Raw genomic sequence first — 23835 nt, 5'->3', positions numbered from 1 at the left:
GACACGCGCGGAGGAGCGGGAATCCGTCAGAGCAGACCGCCCCGGTCGGCCTGCGGGTCCACCACCACGACCGCGGCCGGGCGCTCGGAGTGGAACTTGCCGTTGGTGTTGTTCTGCGCCTTGTTGACCACGATCGCGATGATGATGCCGGCCAGCACCAGCACACCGACGATGATCGCGATCACCACGAAGGCCGTGGAGCAGCCGCCGCCGCTGGGCTTCGGCTGCTGGTACGGCGGCATCGGCTGCGGGCCCGGGGTGTGCATCGGCCGCTGGAAGGGCTGCGGGGTGTGCGGGGCCTGCGGGACCGGGGTCTGGTACGCGGGCGGCGGGGTCCGGTACTGCGGCTGGGCCTGCGGCGCGCCCTGCTGGAGGTACTGCGGGTGCGGCGTCTGGTAGGCGGGCGGCGGGGTCCGGTACTGCGGCTGCGGCGGCTGCTGCGGGAACGGGTGCGGGGTCTGCGGCGCCTGCGGGGTGGCGTGCACCGAGCGCGGCCCCTCCTTGATCACCAGCGGGGAGCTGGCCTGCAGCGCGTGCCCGGCTCCGCCGCCCTTCAACTCGGCGATCAGCCGCTCGGCCTCGTCCCGCATCGCGGCCGCGCTCTGGAACCGGTGCGCCGGGTCCTTGCGCAGTGCCTGCGCCACGAAGGCGTCCACCACCGGGGTGATCGACCGGTTGAGGCTGGAGGCCGCCGGCGGCTCCTCCTGGACGTGCTTGTAGGCGATCGAGAAGGCCGAGTCGCCGTCGAAGACCAGCTGGCCGGTGAGCATCTCGAAGAGCATCACGCCGACCGAGTACAGGTCGGAGCGGGCGTCCACCGGCTTGCCGAGGGCCTGCTCGGGCGACAGGTACTGCGGGGTGCCGACCACCATGCCGGTCTGGGTCATCGACGTGACGCCGGACTCCAGTGCCCGGGCGATGCCGAAGTCCATGACCTTGACGTTGCCCTTGCGGTCGAACATGACGTTGCCGGGCTTGATGTCGCGGTGCACCAGGCCCATGTCGTGCGAGGCCTCCAGCGCGTTCAGCACGCCGACGATGACCTTCAGGGCCTCGTCGGCCGGCATCGCGCCGTACTGGGCGACCGCCTCGTTGATCGCCTCGCGCAGCCCCTTGCCGTCGATCAGCTGCATGACGATGTACGGCGTGCTGGAGCCGTCCGGGGCGACGTCCTCGCCGCTGTCGTACACCGTGACGATGTTCGGGTGCTCCAGCCGGGCCACCGCCTGGGCCTCGCGGCGGAAGCGCTCCTTGAACGAGTCGTCCCGGCCCAGCTCGCTGTGCATGCTCTTCAACGCGACCTGCCGGTCCAGCACGCTGTCGTACGCGAGGTGCACGGAGGCCATGCCGCCCTCGCCCAGCAGCCGCTGCAGCACATAGCGGCCGTTGCCCAGGGAGAAGCCCCCGGCCGCCGCGTTGCCGTGCTCGCTCATGGTCCTCTGCTCCCCCTCGGCGCGGTGGTCCTGCCGCAACCGTGACGTTCGGTCTCGTCCGTGCGTGGTGGCCCGGCCCGCCGGCCCGGCGAACCCCTGTCGCGGCGGCTCCACCGGCCTGCGACAGGGGTCAGGGTATCGGCTCCCGCCGACGGTGATCGGTCCAGGGGCGCTCCCGCCCCCGGACCGTCGGCGCCCCGTCCCCGTGCCCCGCTCCGGGGCGGATCGTCGCGGTACGTCCGGCCCCGGGGCCGGCTACAGGTACGGGCCGGAGCGGATGCCGCGGCCCTGGCCCGGCTCCTCCTCGTCCGGCTCGCCGCCGTGCAGCCCGGGCGGCAGCGCGCGCCGCATCTGCTCCAGCTGCGCCCGCGCGGCCATCTGCTGCGCGAACAGGGCGGTCTGGATGCCGTGGAACAGGCCCTCCAGCCACCCCACCAGCTGGGCCTGGGCGATCCGCAGCTCGGCCTCGGTCGGGATGGTGTCGTCGGTGAACGGCAGCGAGAGCCGCTCCAGCTCGGCGACCAGCTCCGGGGCCAGCCCGAGCTCCAGCTCCTTGATCGAGCTGGCATGGATGTCCTTCAACCGGACCCGGCTGGCCTCGTCGAGGGGCGCCGCCCGGACCTCCTCCAGCAGCTGCTTGATCATGCTGCCGATGCGCATGACCTTGGCGGGCTGCTCGACCATCTCGGTCACCGGGAGCTCGCGCGGCATGTCCGCGTCCTCGTCCCCCTCGATCGGCGCCCCGGCGAACCCCGGTCCCACGGGCAGCCCGTCCGGTCCGACGATCAGCACCTTCTGGCCGTCCTGCGACTGCCCGCCGGCGGCCCGGAAGGGCTCCTGCGACGAGCGCTCGTTCATCGGATTCGTCATGAACAACATTCTCTCTCACTGGGGTTGGTCGGGCGGAAGCCCCCGTGCGTCCCGCCGTCCTGCGCCACCCGTGACGACGGTACGCCCCCGCGGCCCGCCCGGGTATCCGTACGGATACTCAGTTCCCGCCCCGCCCCGACCGTCCGCGCCCGCGCGTACGCCGTCCCGCGCGCCACCCCGGTCGCACACAGCACCTCCCCGACCACCCCGCGAAACCCACCCCTCGCCGCGGGCCCGTCCCCCGCGAACCCGCACCGAACCTCCACGCCACCGCCCCGCCCGGGCCTTCCGCGGCACCGCCCGCTCAGCCCTTCCGCAGCCGCAGCCCGACCAGTCCCAGGCCGCAGCCGATCAGCCCCAGGCCCACGCCCAGCGGCAGCTGGAGGGTGGAGGGGTCCTGCCAGCGGGCGGGGAGCACCGCCGTGACGGCCGTGGCCGCCACCGGCTGGGCGGCCGTCGTGACGGTGTCCTGGTCGGCGGCGGGGTCCTGGGCGTCCGGGGTGTCCGCGGCCGGGTCCGGCCGGTCGGCCTGGGCGCCCTGGTCCGGGGCCTGCTCGGGGGCCTGCGCGGGGGGCTGCTCGACGGCCTGGTCCGGGGCCTGCGCGGGAGCCCGGTCCGGCGCCTGGTCGGGCACCTGCTCGACGGCCTGGTCGGGCCGCTCCAGGGCGGCGGCCGGGTGGTGGCGGTGGGCCCTGAGCTCGGCGAGGTCCGGGCGCGACCGGTCGGGCACCCCGTACTGCGGCGGGGCGGCCTTCGGTGCGAACCAGGCCCGGTCGGCGCCGTCCACCCCGTCCGCCTGGTCGGACTGGTCCGCCTGATCGGACTGATCGGACTGATCGGACTGCTGCTCCTCGCCGCCCGGTACCGGGGCGTCCGGCACCGGGGCGTCCGGCACCGGGGCGTCCGGCACCGGGGCGTCCGCCCGCGCGCCCGCCGGCGCCGAGGCACCCGGCACGGGGGCCGCCACCGCGGCGGTCGCGACGGCCAGCGGGAGCGTCAGCCCCAGCGCGGCCGCCGCGACCAGCCGCCGGGCCCGACCGGTCGGGCGGGCGCGGCGGGGACGGCGGGCACAGTGGTCGGGACGGTGGTGGAGCACGGCGGGCAGCGGCCCGAGGACGACGTGCGGGGGTGCGGCCACGGTCGGAGTCCTTCCGACGGCCGACCTCGCCCGGAGGCGGGTTCGGCAGCGGGACAGCTCCGCACCAGCCTCACACAGTCCGACAATCGCGGCATTTCGGACACCGCGGCAGCGTCCGCCCCCGTCGCCCCCGCCCCGCCGCCCCGCCGCTCAGACCGTCAGGACGACCTTCCCGACCTGCTCCCCCGCCTCCAGCACCCGGTGCGCGTCGGCGACCGCGGTCAACGGCAGCACCCGGTCCACCACCGGCTTCACCACCCCGGACTCCACCAGCGGCCACACGTGCTCCCGCACCGCCGCCACGATCGCCGCCTTCTCGGCCAGCGGCCGCCCGCGCAGGTTGGTGGCGATCACCGCCGCCCGCTTGCGCAGCAGCGCGTTGAGGTCGAGTTCGCCCTTCACCCCGCCCTGCAGCCCGATGATCACCAGCCGTCCGTTGACGGCCAGCGCCTCCACGTTCCGCTGCAGGTACTTGGCCCCCATGATGTCCAGGATCACGTCCGCCCCGGCCCCGTCGGTGGCCTCCCGGAGCACCTCGACGAAGTCCTGCTCGCGGTAGTCGATCGCGATGTCCGCGCCCAGCTCGGTGCACCGGGCCAGCTTCGCCGCGCTGCCGGCCGTCACCGCGACCCGGGCGCCGACCGCCTTGGCCAGCTGGATCGCCATCGTGCCGATCCCGCTCGCGCCGCCGTGCAGCAGCACCGTCTCGCCCGGCCGCAGGTGCGCGGTGAGGAAGACGTTGGACCACACGGTGCAGGCCACCTCCGGCAGGGCCGCGGCCTGCTCCGGGCTCAGCCCCTTCGGCAGCGGCAGCAGCTGCCCGCTCGGCACCGCGACCCGCTGGGCGTAGCCCCCGCCGGCCAGCAGCGCGCACACCTCGTCGCCGACGGCCCAGCCGGCCACGCCCGGGCCGAGCGCGACGATCCGCCCGGCGCACTCCAGCCCGGGGTAGGGGGAGGCGCCGGGCGGCGGGTTGTAGAAGCCCTGCCGCTGGAGCAGGTCGGCGCGGTTGACGGCGGTGGCCGCCACCTCGACCAGGACCTCGCCCTCGCCGGGCACCGGGTCGGGGACCTCGGCCCACACCAGTGCCTCGGGGCCGCCGGGTACGGGAATCGTCATCGCATGCATGCCCCGAACCTACTGCGGCGCACGGCGCTCCGGGGCTCAGGCCCCGCCCTGCGCGGCCGACTTGATGACGATCACCCGGTCGGTGAGCTGCAGCACGGCGGCCTCCGGCTCGGTGTAGTTGAGCACCCGTCGGCCCCGCACCACCGCGACCACCAGTTCCTCGCACTCGCGCGGGCTGTGCCCCGCCTCGGCCCGGGTGACCGGACGCTCGACCACGTCCAGCCCGTTCCCGTACGTCAGCAGGTCCTCCATCACCGCCCCGGCGTGCGGGCTGAGCATGGACAGCCCGAGCAGCCGCCCGGCCGAACTGGAGCTGGTGACCACGACGTCGGCGCCGCTCTGCCGCAGCAGGGGTGCGTTCTCGTCCTCCCGGACGGCCGCGACCACGGTGGCGCCCTTGTTCAGCTGCCTCGCCGTCAGGGTGATCAGCACCGCCGTGTCGTCCCGTTCCGGGGCGACCACGATCCGGGCCGCGGCGGGGACGGCGGCCCGCACCAGGGTGTCGGTCCGGGTCGCGTCGCCGACCACCCCGACCAGGCCGTGCTGCGAGGCGTGCTCGATCACCTTGCGCTGGGGGTCGACGACGACGATCTCCTCCGCCTTGACCCCCTGCCCGAGCAGGGTGTCGACGGCGCTGCGCCCCTTCGTCCCGAAGCCGATGACGACGGTGTGCTCGCGCACGGTGGACCTCCAGCGGTTCAACCGCCATTGCAGGCGGGTCCGTTCGGTGAGCACCTCCAGCGTGGTGCCGACCAGGATGATCAGGAACACCACCCGCAGCGGGGTGATCACGAAGATGTTGGCGAGCCGCGCGCCGTCGCTGTACGGGGTGATGTCGCCGTAGCCGGTGGTGGAGAGCGTCACGGTGGCGTAGTACGCCGCGTCCAGGAAGCTGAGTTCGCCGCCCGCGTTGTCGTGGTAGCCGGCCCGGTCGAGGTAGACGATCACCGAGGTGGCGACCAGCACGAACAGCGCGAGCAGCAGCCGCGAGCCGACCTGCCGGAGGGCGGGCGCGGTGCGGCGCGCGGGCAGCACGATCCCGGCGTCCGCCCACGGTTCCGTCCCCGGCGCCGAGATGCGCCGCAACCTGCTCATGGGGCCTCCACCAGTTCGACGGTCTCCCCCGCGGCCGCCCCGCCGGGCGGGACGACAGCCAGGGCCTCGGCCCGGGCGAGGCCGCGCAGCATCGCGGGCCCGTCGAAGGCGAGCGGCACCACGCCCCCGGCGGTGCGCCGCACCGGTTGCAGCCGGGTGTCCACCGGGTGCCCGGGCAGCAGGACGGCCGCCGGGGCGAGCGCGGGCGCGCCGGCCGCCCGGCCGCCCCGGCCGTGCAGCAGCGGCAGGGCCAGGGTGACCATGCCGGCGACGGCGGCGAGCGGGTTGCCCGGCAGGCCCACCAGGTGGCGCCCGCCGGTGAGTTCGGCCAGCAGCATGGGGTGTCCGGGCCGGACGGCCACGCCGTCCACCAGCAGTCGGGCGCCGGCCTCGGCGAGCGCCCGGTGCAGGAAGTCCACCGGACCGGCGGCCGTCCCGCCGGTGGTGACCACGACGTCGGCGGTGGAGTGCCGCAGGGCGTCCCGCAGCAGCCCGAAGTCGTCCTGGACGCAACGGACTTCGGCCACTTCGGCGCCGGCCGCCCGCAGCCAGGGCGGCAGCAGCGGGCCGAGCGCGTCCCGGACCAGTCCCGGCCCGGGGATCCCGGTGTCGAGCAACTCGTCACCGAGCACCAGCAGTTGGACCACCGGACGGCGGCGCACGGCGAGCCGGTCGTGGCCGCAGGCGGCGGCCAGGCCGAGCACGGCCGGCCCGATCACCGTCCCCGCGGGCAGCAACTCCTCGCCCCGGCGGCACTCCTGGCCGCGCGGACGGACGTCCTGGCCGGTGGTCAGCTGCTGCGGGCCGCTGTCGCGCAGCAGTGTGCCCTCCGCCCGGCCGTGTTCGCGCCGCAGTACGGCGGTGGCGCCGGAGGGCAGTTGGGCGCCGGTGGCGATCTCGACGGCGTGGCCGTCGGCCAGCGGCGCCACCTCGGTACGGCCGGCCAGCACCCGGCCGGTGACCCGCCAGGGCCCCGGCCCGGCGACCGCCCAGCCGTCCATCGCGGAGGTGTCGAAGGCGGGCAGGTCGGTGAGCGCGCCGAGCGGTTCGGCGAGGACGTGCCCGAGCGCCTCGGCCAGCGGCAGCCCGATCACCGGCAGCGGCCGCAGCCCGGCCCGGCGCGCGGCCTCCCGGGCGCGCGACCAGCTCAGCACGCCGGGGCCGGTGGCGGGGACGGTCACGGTGGTCCGTCCGACCTCGCTCACGGCTCCCCCGGGCCGTCGGCCGGGCTCCACCGCTCGGCGAGCGCCGCGGTCCGCCGGGACGCCTCGGCCACGGCCTCCGCCCCGCCGCCCCGCTGCGCGGCCGCGTAGCCGATCAGGAAGGCGGTCAGCGGCGCCGCGGGCCGGGCCACCCCGTGCGCGACCACCCGGGCCAGGTCGAGCAGTCCCCGGACGTCCACGTCCAGGTCGATGCCCAGGTCGGCCTTGACCTCGGCGATCCAGTCTTCCAGCGTGCGCTCCATGCGCCCATGCTGCCCGATCGGCGGTTTCCCCGAGGTGTTCTCCCCGTGTGCGGCGCGCGTCGGTTCCCTCACGACCGACGACCCGGCCCGGTGAGGCCCGCTCACCGCCGGCGCCCCGGTCAGGACTTCTCCCGTTCCCGGGCCCGCTCCAGGTCCTCCCAGGTGTCGCAGTCGTACGCGACGTTGTCGGTGTCGGCGAGCCGCAGCCCGGTCAGCCCGCCGACCAGGCGGCGCAGCGGCTGCCCGGCCGGGTCGCCGAGCCCGGCGAGCGCGGCGCGCAGCGGGGCGGTGCGGTAGGCGGCGGCGAGCGGCTGGTCGCGGCCGCCCGCGTCGACCAGTACGGCGGCGTCGGCGTGCGGTCCGGCCCGGTCGAGGGCGGCGGCCAGCCGGTCCACGGTGCGGCGGTCCAGGAAGGGCAGGTCGGCGGCGAGCAGCAGCACGGTGTCCGCGGTGACCAGGTCGAGCCCGGCCGCGACGGCGGCGACCGGCCCGCCGCCGGGCGGCTGCTCCCTGGTCCAGCGGACGCCCGGGCGCGCGGTGGGCCGGGCGGGACCGACCACCACGGTGGTCCGGGCGCCGGTGCAGGCGGCGAGCACCCGGTCCAACAGGGTGGTCTCGCCGACGGTCAGGGCGGGTTTGTCGACGCCGCCCAGCCGCCGGGCCGCGCCGCCCGCCGGAACGATCACGTCGTACGGCGTCGTCATGCGGCCAGTATCCCGCCCTACCGGCCGTCCCCGTCCCGGTCCGTCCCGCCCTCGGCCCCGGCCCCGGCCGTCTCGGCCGTCTCGGCGGTCTCGGCGGTCTCGGCCGTCTCGTCCTCACCCTCGGCCCCGGTCTCGGCCCCGGCGGCAGAGTCGACCGAGTCGGCCGACTCGACCGCCGGAGCCGCGGCGGCCCGGGCGGTGTTGGCGGCCGCCCCCAGGTCCAGGAAGGACGGCAGGGTCAGCTCCCCGTACCGCTCGTTCATCGCCGTGACCAGCGCCTCCGGGTCGTCCGGGTGCTCGGCGAGCAGCCGGTCGAAGTCCCGCAGGTACTCCCCGGTGAAGGCGAGCACCCGGGCCGCGTCGTCGCCCTGCTCGGGGGCGCGGTGCCCGGCGATCACCCGGTCCACGCCGAGGTCGGCGATCCGCCCGAGGTTGTGGCCCCAGGTGGTGCGCTGGGCCGGGGTGGTGTCGGCGGTCCACACGTGGGTGCCGTTGCAGACGAAGTCCCCGGCGATCACGGTCCGGATGCTCGGCACGTGGACGACCGTGGACTCCCCGCAGTCGGCCTGGCCGACCAGCAGCACCGGGATGACCTGGCGGTCGAGCATCAGCGGCTGCGGCAGCAGCGGGGCGGGCACCAGCGGGTGGTCCGGGATGTCGTCGCCGTAGACCGGCTTCCACTGGGCGACCTTGGCCGCGACGGTGCGCCGGATGCCCTCGACCACCGCCGGGGCGGCCAGCAGCTGGGCGTCCGGGAAGAGCCTCAGCACCTCCTCGGCCCCGAAGTAGTGGTCCGGGTGCTGGTGGGTGACCACGATGGCGAGCAGCCGGCGGCCCTTGCCGGCGACCCATTCGGCCAGTTCGCGCCCGGCGCTGCGGGTGAGCTGGGCGTCGACGAGGATCGCGGTGTGCTCGCCGAGGATCAGCGTGGAGGTGGCGAAGAAGGCCGACTCGGGCCCGGTGAAGACGGCGACCTCCAGCGGCCGGGCGGTCCGCTCGGTGTCGTCGGGGAGTCCGGCCGCGACGGGCTCGGCGTCCACCCGTTCCGCGCCGGCGCTCTCCTCGGGCGGGGACGACGTCACGGGCTGCTCCCTCTGGTCGGCGGTCGGAATTCCTGCGCCCTACAGCATGGGAGCACCGGCGGCCGATTGCGCGGAAGGCGCGCCCGGTGGGGCACGCCTTCCGGCGCACGTCACACCGTGGCCCGGGCGGCCGACTCCTTGCCCCGGGCGGCGGCCAGCTCCAGGGCCTTGGCCTTGGACTCGGCGGCCGCCGGGACGAACTCGGCCAGCGCCGGGACGCTCGCCGCCATGGTGAACTCCGGGACGATGAAGTCGACCTCCAGCCCGAGTCCGCCGGCCAGCACCTTCTCCAGGTAGGTGGTGACGAACTCGTACGGCTCGCGCGGGGCGCCCGGGCCGTACGAGCCGCCGCGGGAGGCGACGACGGTGACCGGGGTGCCCTTGGCGGAGGGCTGCTCGCCGGCGGTGCGGCCCATCAGGATCACCTGGTCCAGCCAGGCCTTGAGGGTCGACGGGATCGTGAAGTTGTACATCGGGGCACCGATCAGCACCGCGTCGGCGGTCTCCAGCTCGACCATCAGCCGCTCGCGCACCGCGAAGGCGGCGGCCTGCTCGGCGGTGCGCGCCTCGGCCGGGAGGTATCCGGCGGTGATGCCGGCGGCGTCCAGGTGCGGCAGCGGGTCGGCGGCGAGGTCGTGGTGGACCACCGTGCCACCGGGGTGCTCGGCCTCCCAGGCGGCCCGGAAGGCGGCCGTGACCTCGCGGGAGACGGAGCCGTCGGTGAGCGCCGAGGAGTCGATGTGCAGAAGCGTGGGCATGCCGGACCTCCAGAGAATTTAGTAGCTGCCTTTTCCCTCGCAGCTGCAAGTACGGTAGCAGCTTACTTTTCTGCAGTCACTAGTGCCGGGTCGAGTACGCTGGATCCATGGCCGAGCCCGAGGTAGTGACCGACGCAGTACCGACCGCGGTCGACGCGTGCGCCGCCCCTGCCGCGCGCGGCGGCTGCGCCAAGGTCGACCTGGCCCTCAACCGGGTGTTCACCCTGCTCGGCAAGCGCTGGACCGGCATGCTGCTGGGCGTGCTCAACAACGGCGGCCCGGCCTACTTCTCCGAGCTGCGCCGCGCCGTGCCGGGCATCAGCGAGCGGATGCTCTCCGACCGGCTGACCGAACTGACCGAGGCCGGACTGGTCGTCCGCGAGGTCGACCCCGGCCCGCCGCTGCGGGTCAGCTACCGGCTCACCGAGGGCGGCGTCGCGCTGAAACCGGCCCTCAACGAACTCGCCGTCTGGGCCGACCGCTACCTGCCGGAGAGCGCCCTCCGGGGCGGCTGCTGACCGACCGGTCCCCCGGCTGCCGACCGGCCGGACCCCGACCGCTCACCGGCGGGCCGCCCCGGGTACGACGAAGGGCCCGTCCGCCGTATCCCGGCGGACGGGCCCTTCACACGATCAGCGGGCGGCTCAGCCCTGCGCGGCACCGCCGCGCGCCCGGGACACCCGGTCGGCGACACCCCAGGAGGTCACCCGCCAGAGCGCCTCGACCACGATGCTGCGGCTCATCTTGGAGGCGCCGAGCTCGCGCTCGACGAAGGTGATCGGCACCTCGGCGACCTTGAAGCCGGCCTTCACCGTGCGCCAGGCCAGGTCGACCTGGAAGCAGTAGCCGGCCGAGGCCACCTCGTCCATGCCCAGGCCCAGCAGGGTCTCCTTGCGGAAGGCCCGGTAGCCGCCGGTGACGTCCCGGATCGGCACGCCCAGCATCAGCCGCGAGTAGGTCGAGCCGCCGCGGGAGAGCAGCAGGCGCGACTTCGGCCAGTTCACCACCCGGCCGCCCGGCACCCAGCGCGAGCCGAGCACCAGGTCGGCGCCGCGCAGCGCGCTCAGCAGCCGGTCCAGCTCCTCGGGCTGGTGCGAGCCGTCCGCGTCCATCTCGACCAGGACGTCGTAGCCGTTGTCGATGCCCCAGCGGAAGCCCGCGAGGTAGGCGGCGCCCAGGCCCTCCTTGCCCTTGCGGTGCATGACGTGGACGTTGTCGTCCTCGGCGGCCAGCTTGTCGGCCAGCTCGCCGGTGCCGTCGGGGCTGTTGTCGTCGGCGACCAGCACGTGGGCCTCGGGCACCGCGGCACGGACCCGGCCGACGATCCGCTCGACGTTCTCCGCCTCGTTGTAGGTCGGGATGATCACCAGGACCCTGCCGAGATCAGCAAAACTCTGCTGGTTCACGGTCACGTACAAACCTCTCGGCCGATGGCGGGGAGTGTCAGAACACCGTCGCCCGCACTCTGGAACGCGGCCCCGCCGACAGCCCGCCGACGGGATGACCGCGGTGGAGAATGCTGCGGGGGGCGGATACTACTGCGTCCTGGCATTCTACTACCGCGCCCGGGAACCGCCGGTCGGACCACGGCACTCCCACCTGATGCCCACCGTTTCCCCGCGGGCGACCCAGGTCAGCTAGGGTCGATGCCCTTGCCCGGGCCCGGACCGCCCGCGCCGCCGTACCCGCACCGCCGACCCGGACCCGGGACGTCCGGGGCAGCCCCGTCAGCGAAGGAGTAGGACCGCGCGCATGGACAGGCTCGTCAACACCGTCCGCCCGTACGCCTGGGGGTCGCTCACGGCCCTGCCCGAGCTGCTCGGCCAGGAGCCGACCGGCGAACCGCAGGCCGAACTGTGGATGGGCGCCCACCCCGGCGACCCGTCCCGGGCCGACCGCGGCGAGGGGCCGCGCCGGCTGGACGAGCTGATCGCGGCCGACCCGGAGCGCGAGCTCGGCGCGGCGAGCGTGGCCCGGTTCGGGCCGAGCCTGCCGTTCCTGTTCAAGGTGCTCGCCGCCGGCATCCCGCTGTCCATCCAGGCCCACCCCACGCCGGAGCAGGCCCGGGCCGGCTTCGCCGCCGAGAACGCCCTCGGCATCGCGCCGGACGCCCCGGAGCGGAGCTACCGCGACGACAACCACAAGCCCGAAATGGTGTGCGCGCTGGGCGAGTTCGAGGGCCTGTGCGGCTTCCGCCGGCCCGCCGGGGCGGCCGCGCTGATGGCCGGCCTCGGGGTGCCCGGGCTGGACCCGCTGATCGCGCTGCTGGCGGTCGACGAGGACGGCGGCGCCGAGGCCGAGGCCGAGGCGCTGCGCCGCACCCTGGCCACCCTGCTCACCATGGACGACGAGACCGCCGGGCGGACCGTCCGGGCGGTCGTCGCCGCGCTGGCCGGCACCGACCCGGACGGCCCGCACGCCCCGTACGCCCGGATCGCCAAGGACTTCCCGGACGACCGCGGCGTGATCGCCGGCCTGCTGCTCAACCACGTCCGGCTGCGCGCCGGCGAGGCGCTCTACCTGGGCGCCGGGGTGCCGCACGCCTACCTGTCCGGCGTCTGCGTGGAGCTCCAGGCCAACTCGGACAACGTGCTGCGGGCCGGCCTCACCCCCAAGCACATCGACGTCCCGGAGCTGTTGAAGGTCGTGCTCTTCGAGCCCGGCGCCCCCGAGGTGGTGCACCCCGTCCCGGTCCAGGGCACCCCCGGCGAGCAGCTCTACCCCGTCCCGATCGACGAGTTCCGGCTGTCCCGCTTCCAACTGGACGGCGCGCAACGGGAGATCGACGGCCGCACCCCGCAGATCCTGCTCTGCACCGAAGGTGCCGTCCGGCTCACCGCCGCCGACGGCGCCGTGCTGGACCTCGCCCGCGGCCAGTCCGCCTTCCTGCCCGCCACCGGCACCCCGACCCGGCTCTCCGGCACCGCCGGCACCCTCTTCCGGGCCACCGTCACCGTCTGATCCACCCCCGCCCGGCCCCCGGTACGAGGGGTCGGCACGACGAAGGGCCCGCCCCCGGTGGGGCGAGCCCTTCGTCGTGCTCAGCAGGTCAGCGGCCGGACGACCCCGCACCGACCTCGACCGGCACCGACTCCTCGGCCCGGGCCTGAGCGCCAACGGTCACGCCGGTCGCCGCCGGTCCGGCCGGCGCCCCGAAGGCCAGCGGCGGCAGATCGCCGCCCGGCCAGCGGCGGTCGGCCCACTTGCCCACCTTGCGGCCCAGCTTCTGCACCGGGAGCTCCACCAGCTTGTACATCAGCCAGCTCACGACCATGATCACCGCGAGGTACTCGACCGTCCAGAGCACCTTGCCGCCGGTCGTCGGGGGCACCTTGGGCACGTTCAGCAGGTCGTGCAGGGTGTGCAGCACCGGTACGTGCAGCAGGTAGAGCGAGAAGCTGATCCCGCCGAGCCAGGTCAGCGGCTTCGGGAAGCGGCGCTTGCGCAGCGCGAAGCCGATCCCGAAGGTGATCCAGGCACCGAGGTAGGAGCCGACCCAGGCCCGCGGTCCCGCGGTCCAGGTGTTGTTCTCCATGCCACTGTGGTTGTAGAAGAAGCCGACGGCCACGCCCGCGGCGATCACGAAACCGCAGCACAGGACGGCCTGGAGCCGGTCGATCTGGCCCCTCTCGGCGCGGTAGATCACGGTGCCGGCGAACATCGTCGCGAAGATCATCAGGGTCTCGAACATCGGTGCCCGGCTGTTGTTGTACATCAGCACGAAGGCCAGCACGCCGAGCGTGACCGCCCCGATCCGGGTCAGGTTCGCCCGGCCGCTCAGCACGCAGCCGAAGGCGAAGAGCACGATCAGCACGACGCCCCAGACCAGGTTGTGGGTCGAGGCCGCGTCGACGGTCATGGTGTGGGAGGCGATCGAGGTGCCGAAGATCAGCGCCACGGCGGCGAAGGCCACCGCGACCGGTCCGCTGCGACGGTGCTGACCGACCGCGAAGAGCGCGGTCACCATGTAGTAGAACGCCATCTCGTAGCTGAGCGTCCACATCACGCCCAGGCCGTTCCAGACGCCCATGAAGTCCTGCAGCATGGTCGCGTTGGCGGCCACGGCCACGTAGTTGTGGCCGGTGGCGAAGAGCGCGACCGAGCCGTCACCCTTCGGGATGATGGCCAGCGCCACCGCGATGCCGATGATCACCGGCGGCCAGAGCCGGAAGAAGCGCCCGATCCAGAACGCCCGCACGTTCCCACGGCGCTCCAGCGAGGCCGGGATGATGTAGCCGCTGACCAGGAAGAACAGCATCACGCCGTAGAGGCCGAGGTCCCCGTGCCACCAGATGAAGGCGGCCAGGCGGTCCGGCAGCAGCTTCAGGACATCGAAGTGGTGCAGGGCGACCACGAGGGCGGCCACGCCGCGCAGCGCGTCGAGCCAGCCCAGCCGGGCGGCTGCCCCACCCGCCTTGGCCTGCGCGCTTCCCCCAGCCTTGCGGGCGGACAGCTGTCGTATCGTCTTCACGGCAGGGACAGTAGTCCATCGCGCCGCCGCCCCGTCCCCCGGCGCCGTACGGGCCCGGCCGCCTCGGCGGACCATATTCGGTTGACCCCCTTCCGGCCCTCCGCTGGACTGTCGGCGGCCCGCGAACCGTGGGCCGTACCCAGGGGAGGGCGCAGCACCGATGGAGATCCGTTCCACGACCGAGAAGGACCTCGACGTCTTCGTCGACACCGTCCACGCCGCGTTCGGCCGCTTCCCGGAGACCCCGGCCGAGGACGGCAGCGGGGTCTGGTGGTCGGCGATCGAACCGGAGCGCGGACTGCTCGCGGTGACGGACGAGGGGCGTCCGGTCGGCACCGCCGCCGCGTACTCCTTCGAGCTCACCCTGCCCGGCGGGGCGCACACCCCGGTCTCCGGGGTGAGCTTCGTCGGCGTCCTGCCCACCCACCGCCGCCGGGGCGTGCTGACCGCGCTGATGCGGCGCCAGCTCGCCGACCTGCGGGCCCGGGGGGAGTTCCTCTCCGTGCTGCTGGCCTCCGAGGCCGTGATCTACGGCCGCTTCGGGTACGGCCCGGCGACGTACACCGGGCGGCTGACGGTGCCGCGCCGCCGGGCCGCCCTCGCCACCCCGCGGGCCGGCGGCACCGACACCGGCTCGGTCGAGGTGGTGCGGCGGGCCGAATGCCGGGACCTGCTGGAGGAGGTCTACGACCGCTACCGCCGCGCCCGGCCCGGCTCGCTGTCCCGGCCGCACCGCTGGTGGGCCATGGCCGCCGGGCAGCCCCCGGTCTCCGCGGCGCCGCGCTACATCGCCGTCCACCGGGACGCCGACGGCGCCCCGGACGGCTACGCCAGCTACTCGCTGGACGGGGACACCCTGACGGTGGACGAGACCATCGCCGTCGACGACGCCGTCACCTCGGCCCTGGCCCGGTTCCTGCTCGGGCACGACCTGGTCGAGCAGGTCGTCTTCAAGCACTTCCCGGCCGAGCACCCGCTGCGCTGGCAGCTCGCGGACTTCGGCGCCGCCCAGGTGGGCAACAGCACCGAGTGGCTCTGGGTCCGGCTGCTGGACGTCCCCCGGGCGCTGACCGCGCGCGGCTGGTCCGCCGACGGCGAGCTCGTCCTCGACGTGGACGACCCGTTCCTCGGCGAGCGCGCCCGCCACCTGCTGACCGTCCGGGGCGGCGAGGCCGTGTGCGTTCCGACCGACCGGGAGCCCGACCTCTCGCTGGACGTGCGGGACCTGGGCGCGGTCTACCTCGGCGGCACCCCCGTCGGCACGCTGGTGCGGGCCGGGCACGTCCGGGCCCACCGCCCGGAGGCGGTCGCCCTCGCCGACGCCATGTTCCGCACCGAGCGCCCGCCGCACTGCCTGTCCTGGTTCTGACCGGCCTCCTGCTGCCCGCTGCCCGCTGCCGGTTCCGGAGCGGGCAGCGGGCAGCGGGCCGGAGGTCAGTCCCGGGTCATGTCGACGAAGCGCGAGTAGTGGCCCTGGAAGGCGACGGTGATGGTCGCGGTCGGACCGTTACGGTGCTTGGCGACGATCAGGTCGGCCTCGCCCGCGCGCGGGGACTCCTTCTCGTAGGCGTCCTCGCGGTGCAGCAGGATGACCATGTCGGCGTCCTGCTCGATCGAGCCGGACTCGCGCAGGTCGGAGACCATCGGGCGCTTGTCGGTGCGCTGTTCGGGACCACGGTTCAGCTGGGACAGCGCGATGACCGGCACTTCCAGCTCCTTGGCCAGCAGCTTGAGGTTACGGGACATGTCCGAGACCTCCTGCTGACGGTTCTCGGCCCGGCGGGAGCCGCCGGACTGCATCAGCTGGAGGTAGTCGATGACGATCAGCTTGATGTCGTTGCGCTGCTTGAGCCGGCGGCACTTGGCCCGGATCTCCATCATCGACAGGTTCGGCGAGTCGTCGATGAACAGCGGCGCCTCGCTGACGTCCGGCATCCGGCGGGCGACCCGCGTCCAGTCGTCGTCCGTCATGTTCCCGGAGCGCATGTGGTGCAGCGCGACCCTGGCCTCGGCGGAGAGCAGGCGCATGGCGATCTCGTTGCGGCCCATTTCGAGCGAGAAGATCACGCTCGGCAGCTTGTGGTGGATCGAGCAGGCCCGGGCGAAGTCCAGCGCCAGGGTGGACTTGCCCATCGCGGGGCGGGCCGCGATGACGATCATCTGGCCGGGGTGCAGTCCGTTGGTGAGCGCGTCGAAGTCGGCGAAGCCGGTCGGCACGCCGGACATCTGGCCGTTGCGGGAGCCGATCGCCTCGATCTCGTCGAGGGCGCCCTCCATGATGTCGGCGAGCGGCGCGTAGTCCTCGTTGGTGCGCTGCTCGGTGACGGCGTAGATCTCCGCCTGGGCGGCGTTGACGATCTCGTCCACGTCGCCCTCGGCGGCGTAGCCCATGCCGGCGATCCGGGTGCCGGCCTCGACCAGCCGGCGCAGCACCCCGCGCTCGGCGACGATCTGGGCGTAGTACTCAGCGTTGGCCGCGGTCGGGACGGAGTTGACCAGGGTGTGCAGGTAGGCGGCGCCGCCGACGCGCTGCAGCTCACCGCGCTTGGTGAGCTCGCCGGCCACGGTGATCGGGTCGGCCGGCTCGCCGCGGGCGTACAGGTCGAGGATCGCGCCGTGCACCATCTCGTGCGCGGGCCGGTAGTAGTCGGCCGGCTTGAGCACCTCGACCACGTCGGCGATGGCGTCCTTGGAGAGCAGCATGCCGCCCAGCACGGACTGCTCGGCGGCGAGGTCCTGCGGGGGGACGCGTTCGAAGCCGTCGACGCCGCCGTGGCCCTCGTCGTCCCGGCGGTCGTCCCGGCCGCCGCCCTTGCCGTTCTTGCCGCCCCTGCCGTTGAAGTCGCCGCCGCCCTTGCGGAAGCCCTCGCCCCGGTTGCCGCCCTGACCGCCGCCACCACCCTGGCCGCCGCGGTTGCGGGAGACCGGCAGCCGGTCGCCGGGACCGTCCGGGAAGGGGGCGTCGTCGAAGGCGGCGGCCGGGAAGGGGTCCTCGGCGGTCTGCCAGTCCTCCTCCGGCGGCGGGGCGTCGTGGTCGTCGTACTGGGGGCCGGTCACGCGTGTTCCCCGATCAGCGAGTGGTGCGAAGTTGGAGCGGGCCTTGCCGGTGGCTGGGTGGAGCGGAGCCGCTCCTCTTTGTACGCCACGGCACCGACAAATCGGACGCCGGGGCCGGTGGGAGTGTCGGGTGGAGGGCCCACGCTAAGGCGCCGGACGCCCTGGCGCCAAGGCGGTTATCCACAGGGGGTGTGGACGAGTGGCCCCGGGCTGTGGAGAACTGCCGCAAAGCTGTGGACACCCCTGTGGAAGCTCCTGTGGATAACCGGACGATCGATCCGTCGTCAACCTGTTGACCTGCGATTACCTCTTCCGGGGCCTGTGCATGAGAAATTCTTCACACGGCGCCGAACGGCCGTGGGCGCGGACCGGGCGGAGCGCGCCGCTCACAGTTTCGAGTAATGGCCGAACAAGCCATTGGCCTCTTACCTGTGGATGAGTACCCTGGAGCGCATGAGCACCGCCCCCGCCGAACCCTCCAGACGCAGCCGCGAGGCACGCGGCCACGACCGCGAGATCCTCGCCCTGGCGGTGCCCGCCTTCGGCGCCCTGGTCGCCGAACCGCTGTTCCTGATGGCCGACTCCGCGATCGTCGGCCACCTCGGCACCCCCCAGCTCGCCGGGGTCGGCGTCGCCTCCGCCGCCCTCACCACCGCCACCGGGGTGTTCGTCTTCCTCGCCTACGCCACCACCGCCGCGGTGGCCCGCCGGATCGGCGCCGGGGACCGCCGGGGCGCCGTCCAGCAGGGCGTCGACGGCCTCTGGCTCGCCGTCGGCCTGGCCGTCCCGGTGGTCCTGCTCACCCTGCTGCTGGCCCCCCGGACGGCCGAACTGCTGGGCGCCTCGCCGACCGCGGCGCCGTACGCCGTGACGTACCTGCGGATCAGCTCGCTGGGGATCCCGGCGATGCTGCTGGTGCTGGCCGCCACCGGCGTGCTGCGCGGCCTCCAGGACACCCGTACGCCGCTGCTGGTGGCCGTCGGCGGCTTCACCGCCAACATCGGGCTGAACGCGGGCCTGGTGTACGGCGCCGGGCTCGGGGTGGCCGGCTCGGCCTGGGGCACCGTGCTGACCCAGACCGGGATGGCCGCGGTCTACCTGGTCGTGGTGGTGCGCGGCGCCCGCCGGGAGCGGGCCTCGCTGCGGCCGGACGCGGCGGGCATCCGGGCCGGGGCCAGGGCCGGCGGGCCGCTGCTGGTCCGCACGGTCAGCCTGCGCGCGGTGCTGATGATCGCCACCGCGGTGGCCGCCCGGCTCGGCGACGAGCAGGTCGCCGCGCACCAGATCGCCATGACGCTGTTCAGCTTCCTGGCCTTCGCGCTGGACGCCATCGCGATCGCCGGCCAGGCCATCATCGGCCGCTACCTGGGCGCCTCGGACGTCCCTGGCGCCCGCGCGGCGACCCGGCGGATGGTCGAGTGGGGCCTGGGATCCGGGGTGGTGCTGGGCCTGCTGGTGGTGCTCGCCCGCCCGCTGTACGTCCCGCTGTTCACCCCCGACCCGGTGGTCCAGGGGCAGCTGCACACGGCCCTGCTGCTGCTCGCGCTCAGCCAGCCGGTGGCGGGCCTGGTCTTCGTGCTGGACGGCGTGCTGATGGGCGCCGGGGACGGCCCCTACCTGGCCGGGGCGGCGCTCGTCACCCTGGCGGTGTTCGCCCCGGCGGCGTTCCTGGTGCCGGCCACCGGCACCGGACTGGCCGGGCTGTGGTGGGCGATGAACCTGTTCATGCTGGTCCGCGCGGTCTTCCTGGTGGCCCGCGCCCGCGGCGGCCGCTGGCTGGTCACCGGGGCCGTGCGCGACTGAGGGGCCCGACGGCCGGGAGGGCCCGGGAACGGCTGAGGGCCGGACTCCCCGGGGGGAGTCCGGCCCTCAGCCGGTGCTACGGAACTCAGGCAGCCACGACGGCGACGTCGAGGTTGGCCACGACGTCCGAGTGCAGCTTGACCGAGACCTTGTGGGTGCCCACGGTCTTGATCGGCGAGGCGATCGCGACGGCGCGCTTGTCCACGGCCGGGCCGCCGGCGGCCTTGATGGCCTCGACGACGTCGGCCTGGGTCACCGAGCCGAACAGACGGCCGGCGTCGCCCGAGCGAACGGCCAGCTTGACCTGGACGCCCTCGAGCTTGCCCTTGACCTCGTTGGCCGCGTCCAGGGTCTGGATCGCGTGGATCTTGCGGGCGCGACGGATCGCGTCGACGTCCTTCTGGCCGCCCTTGGTCCAGCGGATGGCGAAGCCACGCGGGACCAGGAAGTTGCGGGCGTAGCCGTCCTTGACCTCGACGACCTCGCCGGCGGAGCCGAGACCCGGAACCTCGTGCGTGAGGATGATCTTCATTACTCGGTCACCCTCTCTTAGCGCGCGGTGCTGGTGTAGGGCAGCAGCGCCATCTCACGGCTGTTCTTCACGGCCGTGGCGACGTCACGCTGGTGCTGGGTGCAGTTGCCGGTGACACGGCGGGCACGGATCTTTCCGCGGTCGGAGATGTACTTCCGCAGCAGGTTCGTGTCCTTGTAGTCAACGTAGTTGACCTTGTCCTTGCAGAAGACGCAAACCTTCTTCTTCGGCTTGCGAGCAGGCGGCTTCGCCATGGTGTGCTCCATTTGGGGTTCACGGCCCGGCCGGCGTCCGAGGACGCCTGCGGCCGGGCCGCACGAAATCTGTCAGCTCTTAGAACGGGGGCTCTTCCGAGTAGCCGCCACCGGACGGGGCGCCGCCCCAGCCGCCGCCGCCCTGGTTTCCACCGGACGGGGCGCTGGACGCCCACGGGTCGTCGGAGGGGCCGGACTGGCCGCCGCCGGAGTTTCCACCCCAGCTGCCGCCGCCCTGCTGGCCGCCACCGTTGCCACCGCCCCAGTTACCGCCCTGGCCGCCGCCCTGCTGGCCGCCGAAGCCGCCGCCGGGAGCGCCGGACCGGTTGGCCCGGGTGACCTTCGCGGTCGCCGAGCGCAGGCTCGGACCGACCTCGTCGACCTCGACCTCGAAGACCGTCCGCTTCTCGCCTTCCTTGGTCTCGTAAGACCGCTGGCGCAGTCGGCCCTGCACGATGACGCGCATGCCGCGCTGCAGCGACTCGGCCACGTTCTCCGCCGGCTGCCGCCAGACGTTGCACGTGAGGAAGAGGCTCTCGCCGTCCTTCCACTCGTTCGTCTGACGGTCGAAGGTGCGGGGGGTGGACGCGATGCGGAACTTCGCGACCGCCGCACCCGACGGGGTGAAGCGCAGCTCGGGGTCGTCGACGAGATTGCCGACGAGGGTGATGACGGTCTCGCCTGCCATGGTGGTGATGACCTCTCGGGAAGATGTCCGTTCACCGCTGTTTCACGTGAAACAGCGGACGCGAGCTACCCGAGACCCGAAGGCCTCAGAGGTGGCTCAGTGGGTGTCCGGGCGCAGGACCTTGGTCCGCAGAACCGACTCGCTCAGGCCCATCTGGCGGTCGAGCTCCTTGACGACCTCAGGCGTGGCCTTGAGGTCGATGACCGAGTAGATGCCCTCGGACTGCTTGTTGATCTCGTAAGCCAGACGGCGACGACCCCAGGTGTCGACCTTCTCCACCTTGCCGCCGGCGTTGCGGACGACGGCCAGGAAGGACTCGATCAGGGGGGAGACAGCGCGCTCCTCGACCGACGGGTCGAGGATGACCATCAGCTCGTAGTGACGCATGAGTAACCCACCTCCTTTGGACTCAGCGGCCACGGTCTCTCCGTGGCAGGAGGGTTGTGCGTAGCGTCGGCACCGGTGCGGTGACGACTCCGGCCCACGGTAGCGGCCGGGTCGGACAGTCGGGCCCCGTACACCCGCAGGGGGTGTCACCCGGAAGAGGGCGCAAGGGGGCACAACTACACCAGTGCAGACGGCACAGCCTACCTGCACCCGGACGGCCGAACAAAACGCACAGGGGTTGTGGGACGGACCCAACCGCCGCAATCTGGACGGAACGGGATTCCTGCCCGTTCGTCTCCACGCCAGGAGGTGGGACACATGGCCCAGTCCGTCCACCGCATGCCCGCCCTCACGCTGAACACCGACGGCCACCCGCACCCCCGCGAGAACACCCTGGTGGCCCTGACGGCCGTACTGGGCGTGATCGCCTTCACCACCTCGTTCTTCTACAACCTGCACCTGCTGACCTCGTGGACCGGCCTGGCCGGGATCGTCACGGGCCTGTGGGGCATGTTCGTCTCGGTCACCACCGCCGAGCGCTTCGTCCTGATGATCGCGCTCGGCGCCTCCGCGATCGGCTTCTACCTCGGCATCGCCCGCGGCGGTCTCTGGGGCTGATCCACCCGGCTCCAGGAACCCTCGGCGCCCCCGTGGCGTATCTGCATCAGACAGGTACCCTCCGGGGGCGCCGTCGTGCCCGCAGCGCCGGGCCGCCGGGCCCCGGACGATAGGGTCGAGCCCGAGAACCTGGGGCCACCGCAGCCCGACCGACGAGGAGCACCGAGCAATGAGCCTGCGCCTGAGGACGATCACCCGCGAGGAGCACCTCGCCTTCATCAGGAGCCGCGCCTCGGCCAGCCACATGCAGGTGCCGTCCTGGGGCGACGTGAAGGCCGAGTGGCGCTCGGAGTCGATCGGCTGGTTCGACGACGCCGACCAGCTGGTCGGCGCGGGACTGGTGCTCTACCGCCAGCTGCCCAAGGTCAAGCGCTACCTCGCCTACCTGCCCGAGGGCCCGGTCATCGACTGGTTCGACCGGGACCTCGACCGCTGGCTCTCCCCGATGCTCGCCCACCTGAAGTCGCAGGGCGCGTTCTCGGTGAAGATGGGCCCGCCGATCGTCATCCGCCGCTGGAACGCCCCCACCATCAAGGAGGCCATCGCCGCCAAGCAGGCCAAGCGCCTGCGCGACGTCGAGGCCGACTGGTACGAGGCCCGCGCCTTCGAGGTGGCCGACCGGCTGCGCAAGGCCGGCTGGCTGCAGGGCGAGGACGGCGGCGCCGGCTTCGGCGACGTCCAGCCGCGCTACGTCTTCCAGGTGCCGCTGGCCAACCGCTCGCTGGACGACATCCACAAGAACTTCAACCAGCTCTGGCGCCGCAACATCAAGAAGGCCGAGAAGAGCGGCGTCGAGGTGTACCAGGGCGGCTACGACGAGCTGCCGATCTTCCACCAGCTCTACCTGGTCACCGCCGAGCGCGACAAGTTCACCCCGCGCCCGCTGTCCTACTTCCAGCGGATGTGGCAGGCCCTCACCGCCGAGGACCAGAACCGGATGCGGCTCTACATCGCCTACCACGAGGGCGAGCCGCTGGCCGCGACCACGATGCTGGTGGTCGGCGAGCACGTCTGGTACTCCTACGGCGCCTCGGCCAACCACAAGCGCGAGGTCAAGCCGTCCAACGCGATCCAGTGGCGGATGATGCGCGACGCCTACGCCCTCGGCGGCGGCGTGTACGACCTGCGCGGCATCAGCGACACCCTGGACGAGAACGACCACCTGTTCGGCCTGATCCAGTTCAAGGTCGGCACCGGCGGCCAGGCGGCCGAGTACCTCGGCGAGTGGGACTTCCCGCTGAACAAGCTGCTGCACAAGGCCCTCGACCTCTACATGTCCCGCCGCTGAGGAGGCTGCCCCGATGACGCTGTCGCTCTACCTCGACACCGAACGCTGGCGCGCCCACCAGCGCTCCGTCCTGGCCGAGTTCCCCGGCCTGGTGCCCGTCGCCAAGGGGAACGGCTACGGCCTGGGCAACCACCGGCTGGCCGAGGAGGCGACGCTGCTCGGCACCGGTGTGCTGGCCGTCGGCACCGCGTACGAGGCGGCCGACGCGGCCGAGTGGTACGGCGGCGAGCTGCTGGTGCTCACCCCCTACCGGGTCGGCGAGGAGGTGCTCCCGCTGCCGCACGCCCGGGTGATCCGCACGGTGGCCAGCGTGGACGCGCTGCGCTCGCTGCACGGCGCCCGGGTGGTGCTGGAGTGCATGACCACCATGCGCCGGCACGGCGTGAGCGCCGCCGACCTGCGCACCGTCGCCGCCGAGCTGGACGGCGTCTCCTTCGAGGGCCTCGCCCTGCACCTGCCGATGGACCGGCCGGACGGCTCCAGCCCGGTCGAGGAGGTCGTCCACTGGGTGGACACCGCGCTGGCGGCCGGCATCCCGGTGCACACCGTCTTCGTCAGCCACCTGGGCGCGGCCGGCATGGAACAGCTGGCCCAGCGCTACCCGGGCACCGTGTTCCGGGCCCGGATCGGCACCCGGCTCTGGCTGGGCGACCACGGCGCGCTGGAGGTCCGGGCCACGGTCCTGGACGTCACCCCGCTCAAGAAGGGCGAGCGCTACGGCTACCGCCAGCACCCGGCGCCCACCGACGGCCACATCCTGGTGGTCGCCGGCGGCACCGCGCACGGCATCGGCCTGGAGGCCCCCAAGTACGTGGCCAGCATGGGCGCACGCGCCAAGGGCATCGCCCGGGCCGGTCTGGCGACGGTCAACAAGACCAAGTCGCCGTTCCACTGGGCGGGCAAGCAGCTCTGGTTCGCCGAGCCGCCGCACATGCAGGTCTCGCTGCTGTTCCTGGACGGGGAGACCGCGCCCCCCGCGATCGGCGAGGAGCTGGGCCTCCAGGTCCGGCACACCACCACCCACTTCGACCGGGTGGTGGACCGCTAGGTCCTCCGGCGGCCCG

22 protein-coding genes and 2 pseudogenes are annotated in these 23835 nt (G+C 73.6%); 7 read left to right on the top strand and 17 right to left on the bottom strand.

Annotation, left to right across the window (positions count from 1 at the left end; translation table 11 throughout):
* Window positions 1-26: 26 nt before the first annotated feature.
* From ACZ58X_RS25190 to ACZ58X_RS25145, 10 genes and pseudogenes are all read right to left on the bottom strand, one after another.
* Window positions 27-1433 (bottom strand): protein kinase domain-containing protein, encoded by a 1407-nt coding sequence (locus ACZ58X_RS25190; protein ID WP_470335866.1) that lies wholly within the window; start codon window positions 1431-1433, stop codon window positions 27-29.
* A gap of 255 nt (window positions 1434-1688) precedes the next feature.
* Window positions 1689-2303, bottom strand: coding sequence for a bacterial proteasome activator family protein (locus ACZ58X_RS25185; protein ID WP_470335865.1), 615 nt, complete (start codon window positions 2301-2303; stop codon window positions 1689-1691).
* A gap of 304 nt (window positions 2304-2607) precedes the next feature.
* On the bottom strand, window positions 2608-3441 hold the full coding sequence (locus tag ACZ58X_RS25180) for a hypothetical protein (RefSeq protein ID WP_470335864.1): 834 nt from the start codon (window positions 3439-3441) through the stop codon (window positions 2608-2610).
* Window positions 3442-3591: 150 nt separating this feature from the next.
* Complete coding sequence (locus ACZ58X_RS25175; protein WP_470335863.1) at window positions 3592-4569, bottom strand: NAD(P)H-quinone oxidoreductase; 978 nt, start codon at window positions 4567-4569, stop codon at window positions 3592-3594.
* Between the two features lie 36 nt (window positions 4570-4605).
* Window positions 4606-5664, bottom strand: a complete 1059-nt coding sequence (locus tag ACZ58X_RS25170; protein ID WP_470335862.1) for a potassium channel family protein — start codon at window positions 5662-5664, stop codon at window positions 4606-4608.
* Window positions 5661-6869: a molybdopterin molybdotransferase MoeA gene (locus tag ACZ58X_RS25165; protein ID WP_470335861.1), complete on the bottom strand. Its 1209-nt coding sequence runs from the start codon at window positions 6867-6869 to the stop codon at window positions 5661-5663. Before ACZ58X_RS25165 ends, ACZ58X_RS25170 begins: the two co-directional genes overlap by 4 nt.
* Window positions 6866-7147, bottom strand: a pseudogene (locus ACZ58X_RS25160) (DUF6457 domain-containing protein); the annotation flags it as partial. The gene ACZ58X_RS25165 and the pseudogene ACZ58X_RS25160, both read right to left, overlap by 4 nt.
* 113 nt (window positions 7148-7260) lie before the next feature.
* Window positions 7261-7833 (bottom strand): annotated as a pseudogene (gene mobA / locus ACZ58X_RS25155) (molybdenum cofactor guanylyltransferase); the annotation flags it as partial.
* 17 nt (window positions 7834-7850) lie between these two features.
* Window positions 7851-8915 carry an MBL fold metallo-hydrolase gene (locus tag ACZ58X_RS25150; RefSeq protein ID WP_470335860.1) on the bottom strand — a complete coding sequence of 355 codons (1065 nt, stop codon included), beginning with the start codon at window positions 8913-8915 and terminating at the stop codon, window positions 7851-7853.
* Between the two features lie 110 nt (window positions 8916-9025).
* Window positions 9026-9673, bottom strand: a complete 648-nt coding sequence (locus ACZ58X_RS25145; RefSeq protein WP_470335859.1) for an FMN-dependent NADH-azoreductase — start codon at window positions 9671-9673, stop codon at window positions 9026-9028.
* Window positions 9674-9780: 107 nt separating this feature from the next.
* Between ACZ58X_RS25145 and ACZ58X_RS25140 the strand changes: the two genes are divergently transcribed.
* Window positions 9781-10191 (top strand): winged helix-turn-helix transcriptional regulator, encoded by a 411-nt coding sequence (locus ACZ58X_RS25140; RefSeq protein ID WP_470335858.1) that lies wholly within the window; start codon window positions 9781-9783, stop codon window positions 10189-10191.
* Window positions 10192-10317: 126 nt separating this feature from the next.
* Here ACZ58X_RS25140 and ACZ58X_RS25135 read toward each other — a convergent pair whose 3' ends face one another.
* A complete protein-coding gene (locus tag ACZ58X_RS25135) occupies window positions 10318-11085 on the bottom strand; it encodes a polyprenol monophosphomannose synthase (RefSeq protein WP_470335857.1) in 768 nt (255 codons plus the stop codon).
* A gap of 340 nt (window positions 11086-11425) precedes the next feature.
* Between ACZ58X_RS25135 and manA the strand changes: the two genes are divergently transcribed.
* The gene (gene manA, locus ACZ58X_RS25130) at window positions 11426-12634 is read left to right on the top strand and encodes a mannose-6-phosphate isomerase, class I (RefSeq protein WP_470335856.1); all 1209 of its coding nucleotides are present in this window, start codon (window positions 11426-11428) and stop codon (window positions 12632-12634) included.
* 88 nt (window positions 12635-12722) lie between these two features.
* On the opposite strand, the gene ACZ58X_RS25125 is transcribed toward manA, so the two are convergent.
* Window positions 12723-14144 (bottom strand): acyltransferase family protein, encoded by a 1422-nt coding sequence (locus ACZ58X_RS25125; protein ID WP_470335855.1) that lies wholly within the window; start codon window positions 14142-14144, stop codon window positions 12723-12725.
* Between the two features lie 160 nt (window positions 14145-14304).
* Here ACZ58X_RS25125 and ACZ58X_RS25120 point away from each other — a divergent pair, with 160 nt between their 5' ends.
* Complete coding sequence (locus ACZ58X_RS25120; RefSeq protein WP_470335854.1) at window positions 14305-15513, top strand: GNAT family N-acetyltransferase; 1209 nt, start codon at window positions 14305-14307, stop codon at window positions 15511-15513.
* A gap of 65 nt (window positions 15514-15578) precedes the next feature.
* Here ACZ58X_RS25120 and dnaB read toward each other — a convergent pair whose 3' ends face one another.
* A complete protein-coding gene (dnaB, locus tag ACZ58X_RS25115; RefSeq protein ID WP_375882933.1) occupies window positions 15579-17075 on the bottom strand; it encodes a replicative DNA helicase in 1497 nt (498 codons plus the stop codon).
* Window positions 17076-17654: 579 nt separating this feature from the next.
* Here dnaB and ACZ58X_RS25110 point away from each other — a divergent pair.
* Window positions 17655-19004 carry an MATE family efflux transporter gene (locus tag ACZ58X_RS25110; protein WP_470335853.1) on the top strand — a complete coding sequence of 450 codons (1350 nt, stop codon included), beginning with the start codon at window positions 17655-17657 and terminating at the stop codon, window positions 19002-19004.
* An 85-nt stretch (window positions 19005-19089) separates the two neighbouring features.
* On the opposite strand, the gene rplI is transcribed toward ACZ58X_RS25110, so the two are convergent.
* The 4 genes from rplI to rpsF form a co-directional block, all read right to left on the bottom strand.
* A complete protein-coding gene (gene rplI / locus ACZ58X_RS25105) occupies window positions 19090-19536 on the bottom strand; it encodes a 50S ribosomal protein L9 (RefSeq protein ID WP_360227569.1) in 447 nt (148 codons plus the stop codon).
* Window positions 19537-19553: 17 nt separating this feature from the next.
* Window positions 19554-19790: a 30S ribosomal protein S18 gene (gene rpsR / locus ACZ58X_RS25100; RefSeq protein ID WP_030059640.1), complete on the bottom strand. Its 237-nt coding sequence runs from the start codon at window positions 19788-19790 to the stop codon at window positions 19554-19556.
* Window positions 19791-19869: 79 nt separating this feature from the next.
* Complete coding sequence (locus ACZ58X_RS25095) at window positions 19870-20478, bottom strand: single-stranded DNA-binding protein (RefSeq protein ID WP_470335852.1); 609 nt, start codon at window positions 20476-20478, stop codon at window positions 19870-19872.
* Between the two features lie 96 nt (window positions 20479-20574).
* Window positions 20575-20865, bottom strand: coding sequence for a 30S ribosomal protein S6 (gene rpsF / locus ACZ58X_RS25090; protein ID WP_375882877.1), 291 nt, complete (start codon window positions 20863-20865; stop codon window positions 20575-20577).
* Between the two features lie 318 nt (window positions 20866-21183).
* On the opposite strand from rpsF, the gene ACZ58X_RS25085 reads away from it, so the two are divergent.
* The 3 genes from ACZ58X_RS25085 (at window position 21184) to ACZ58X_RS25075 (ending at window position 23819) form a co-directional block, all read left to right on the top strand.
* Entirely contained in the window at window positions 21184-21483 is a 300-nt protein-coding gene (locus tag ACZ58X_RS25085; protein WP_375882880.1) for a hypothetical protein, read from the top strand.
* 169 nt (window positions 21484-21652) lie between these two features.
* Entirely contained in the window at window positions 21653-22771 is a 1119-nt protein-coding gene (locus tag ACZ58X_RS25080) for a lipid II:glycine glycyltransferase FemX (protein WP_470335851.1), read from the top strand.
* Between the two features lie 13 nt (window positions 22772-22784).
* Complete coding sequence (locus ACZ58X_RS25075; protein ID WP_470335850.1) at window positions 22785-23819, top strand: alanine racemase; 1035 nt, start codon at window positions 22785-22787, stop codon at window positions 23817-23819.
* Window positions 23820-23835 lie beyond the last annotated feature (16 nt).

Source organism: Kitasatospora sp. NPDC040550 (assembly GCF_055594965.1).
Note: the sequence above shows the minus strand (reverse complement) of the source record. Positions and strands in the feature narration are given on the sequence as shown.

Coding starts and splice junctions, on each gene's coding strand:
- ACZ58X_RS25190 (WP_470335866.1), bottom strand. CDS start 1,433: ATGAGCGAGCACGGCAACGCGGCGGCCGGGGGCTTCTCCCTGGGCAAC.
- ACZ58X_RS25185 (WP_470335865.1), bottom strand. CDS start 2,303: ATGACGAATCCGATGAACGAGCGCTCGTCGCAGGAGCCCTTCCGGGCC.
- ACZ58X_RS25175 (WP_470335863.1), bottom strand. CDS start 4,569: ATGCATGCGATGACGATTCCCGTACCCGGCGGCCCCGAGGCACTGGTG.
- ACZ58X_RS25170 (WP_470335862.1), bottom strand. CDS start 5,664: ATGAGCAGGTTGCGGCGCATCTCGGCGCCGGGGACGGAACCGTGGGCG.
- ACZ58X_RS25145 (WP_470335859.1), bottom strand. CDS start 9,673: ATGCCCACGCTTCTGCACATCGACTCCTCGGCGCTCACCGACGGCTCC.
- ACZ58X_RS25140 (WP_470335858.1), top strand. CDS start 9,781: ATGGCCGAGCCCGAGGTAGTGACCGACGCAGTACCGACCGCGGTCGAC.
- manA (WP_470335856.1), top strand. CDS start 11,426: ATGGACAGGCTCGTCAACACCGTCCGCCCGTACGCCTGGGGGTCGCTC.
- ACZ58X_RS25120 (WP_470335854.1), top strand. CDS start 14,305: ATGGAGATCCGTTCCACGACCGAGAAGGACCTCGACGTCTTCGTCGAC.
- ACZ58X_RS25110 (WP_470335853.1), top strand. CDS start 17,655: ATGAGCACCGCCCCCGCCGAACCCTCCAGACGCAGCCGCGAGGCACGC.
- rplI (WP_360227569.1), bottom strand. CDS start 19,536: ATGAAGATCATCCTCACGCACGAGGTTCCGGGTCTCGGCTCCGCCGGC.
- rpsR (WP_030059640.1), bottom strand. CDS start 19,790: ATGGCGAAGCCGCCTGCTCGCAAGCCGAAGAAGAAGGTTTGCGTCTTC.
- ACZ58X_RS25095 (WP_470335852.1), bottom strand. CDS start 20,478: ATGGCAGGCGAGACCGTCATCACCCTCGTCGGCAATCTCGTCGACGAC.
- rpsF (WP_375882877.1), bottom strand. CDS start 20,865: ATGCGTCACTACGAGCTGATGGTCATCCTCGACCCGTCGGTCGAGGAG.
- ACZ58X_RS25085 (WP_375882880.1), top strand. CDS start 21,184: ATGGCCCAGTCCGTCCACCGCATGCCCGCCCTCACGCTGAACACCGAC.
- ACZ58X_RS25080 (WP_470335851.1), top strand. CDS start 21,653: ATGAGCCTGCGCCTGAGGACGATCACCCGCGAGGAGCACCTCGCCTTC.
- ACZ58X_RS25075 (WP_470335850.1), top strand. CDS start 22,785: ATGACGCTGTCGCTCTACCTCGACACCGAACGCTGGCGCGCCCACCAG.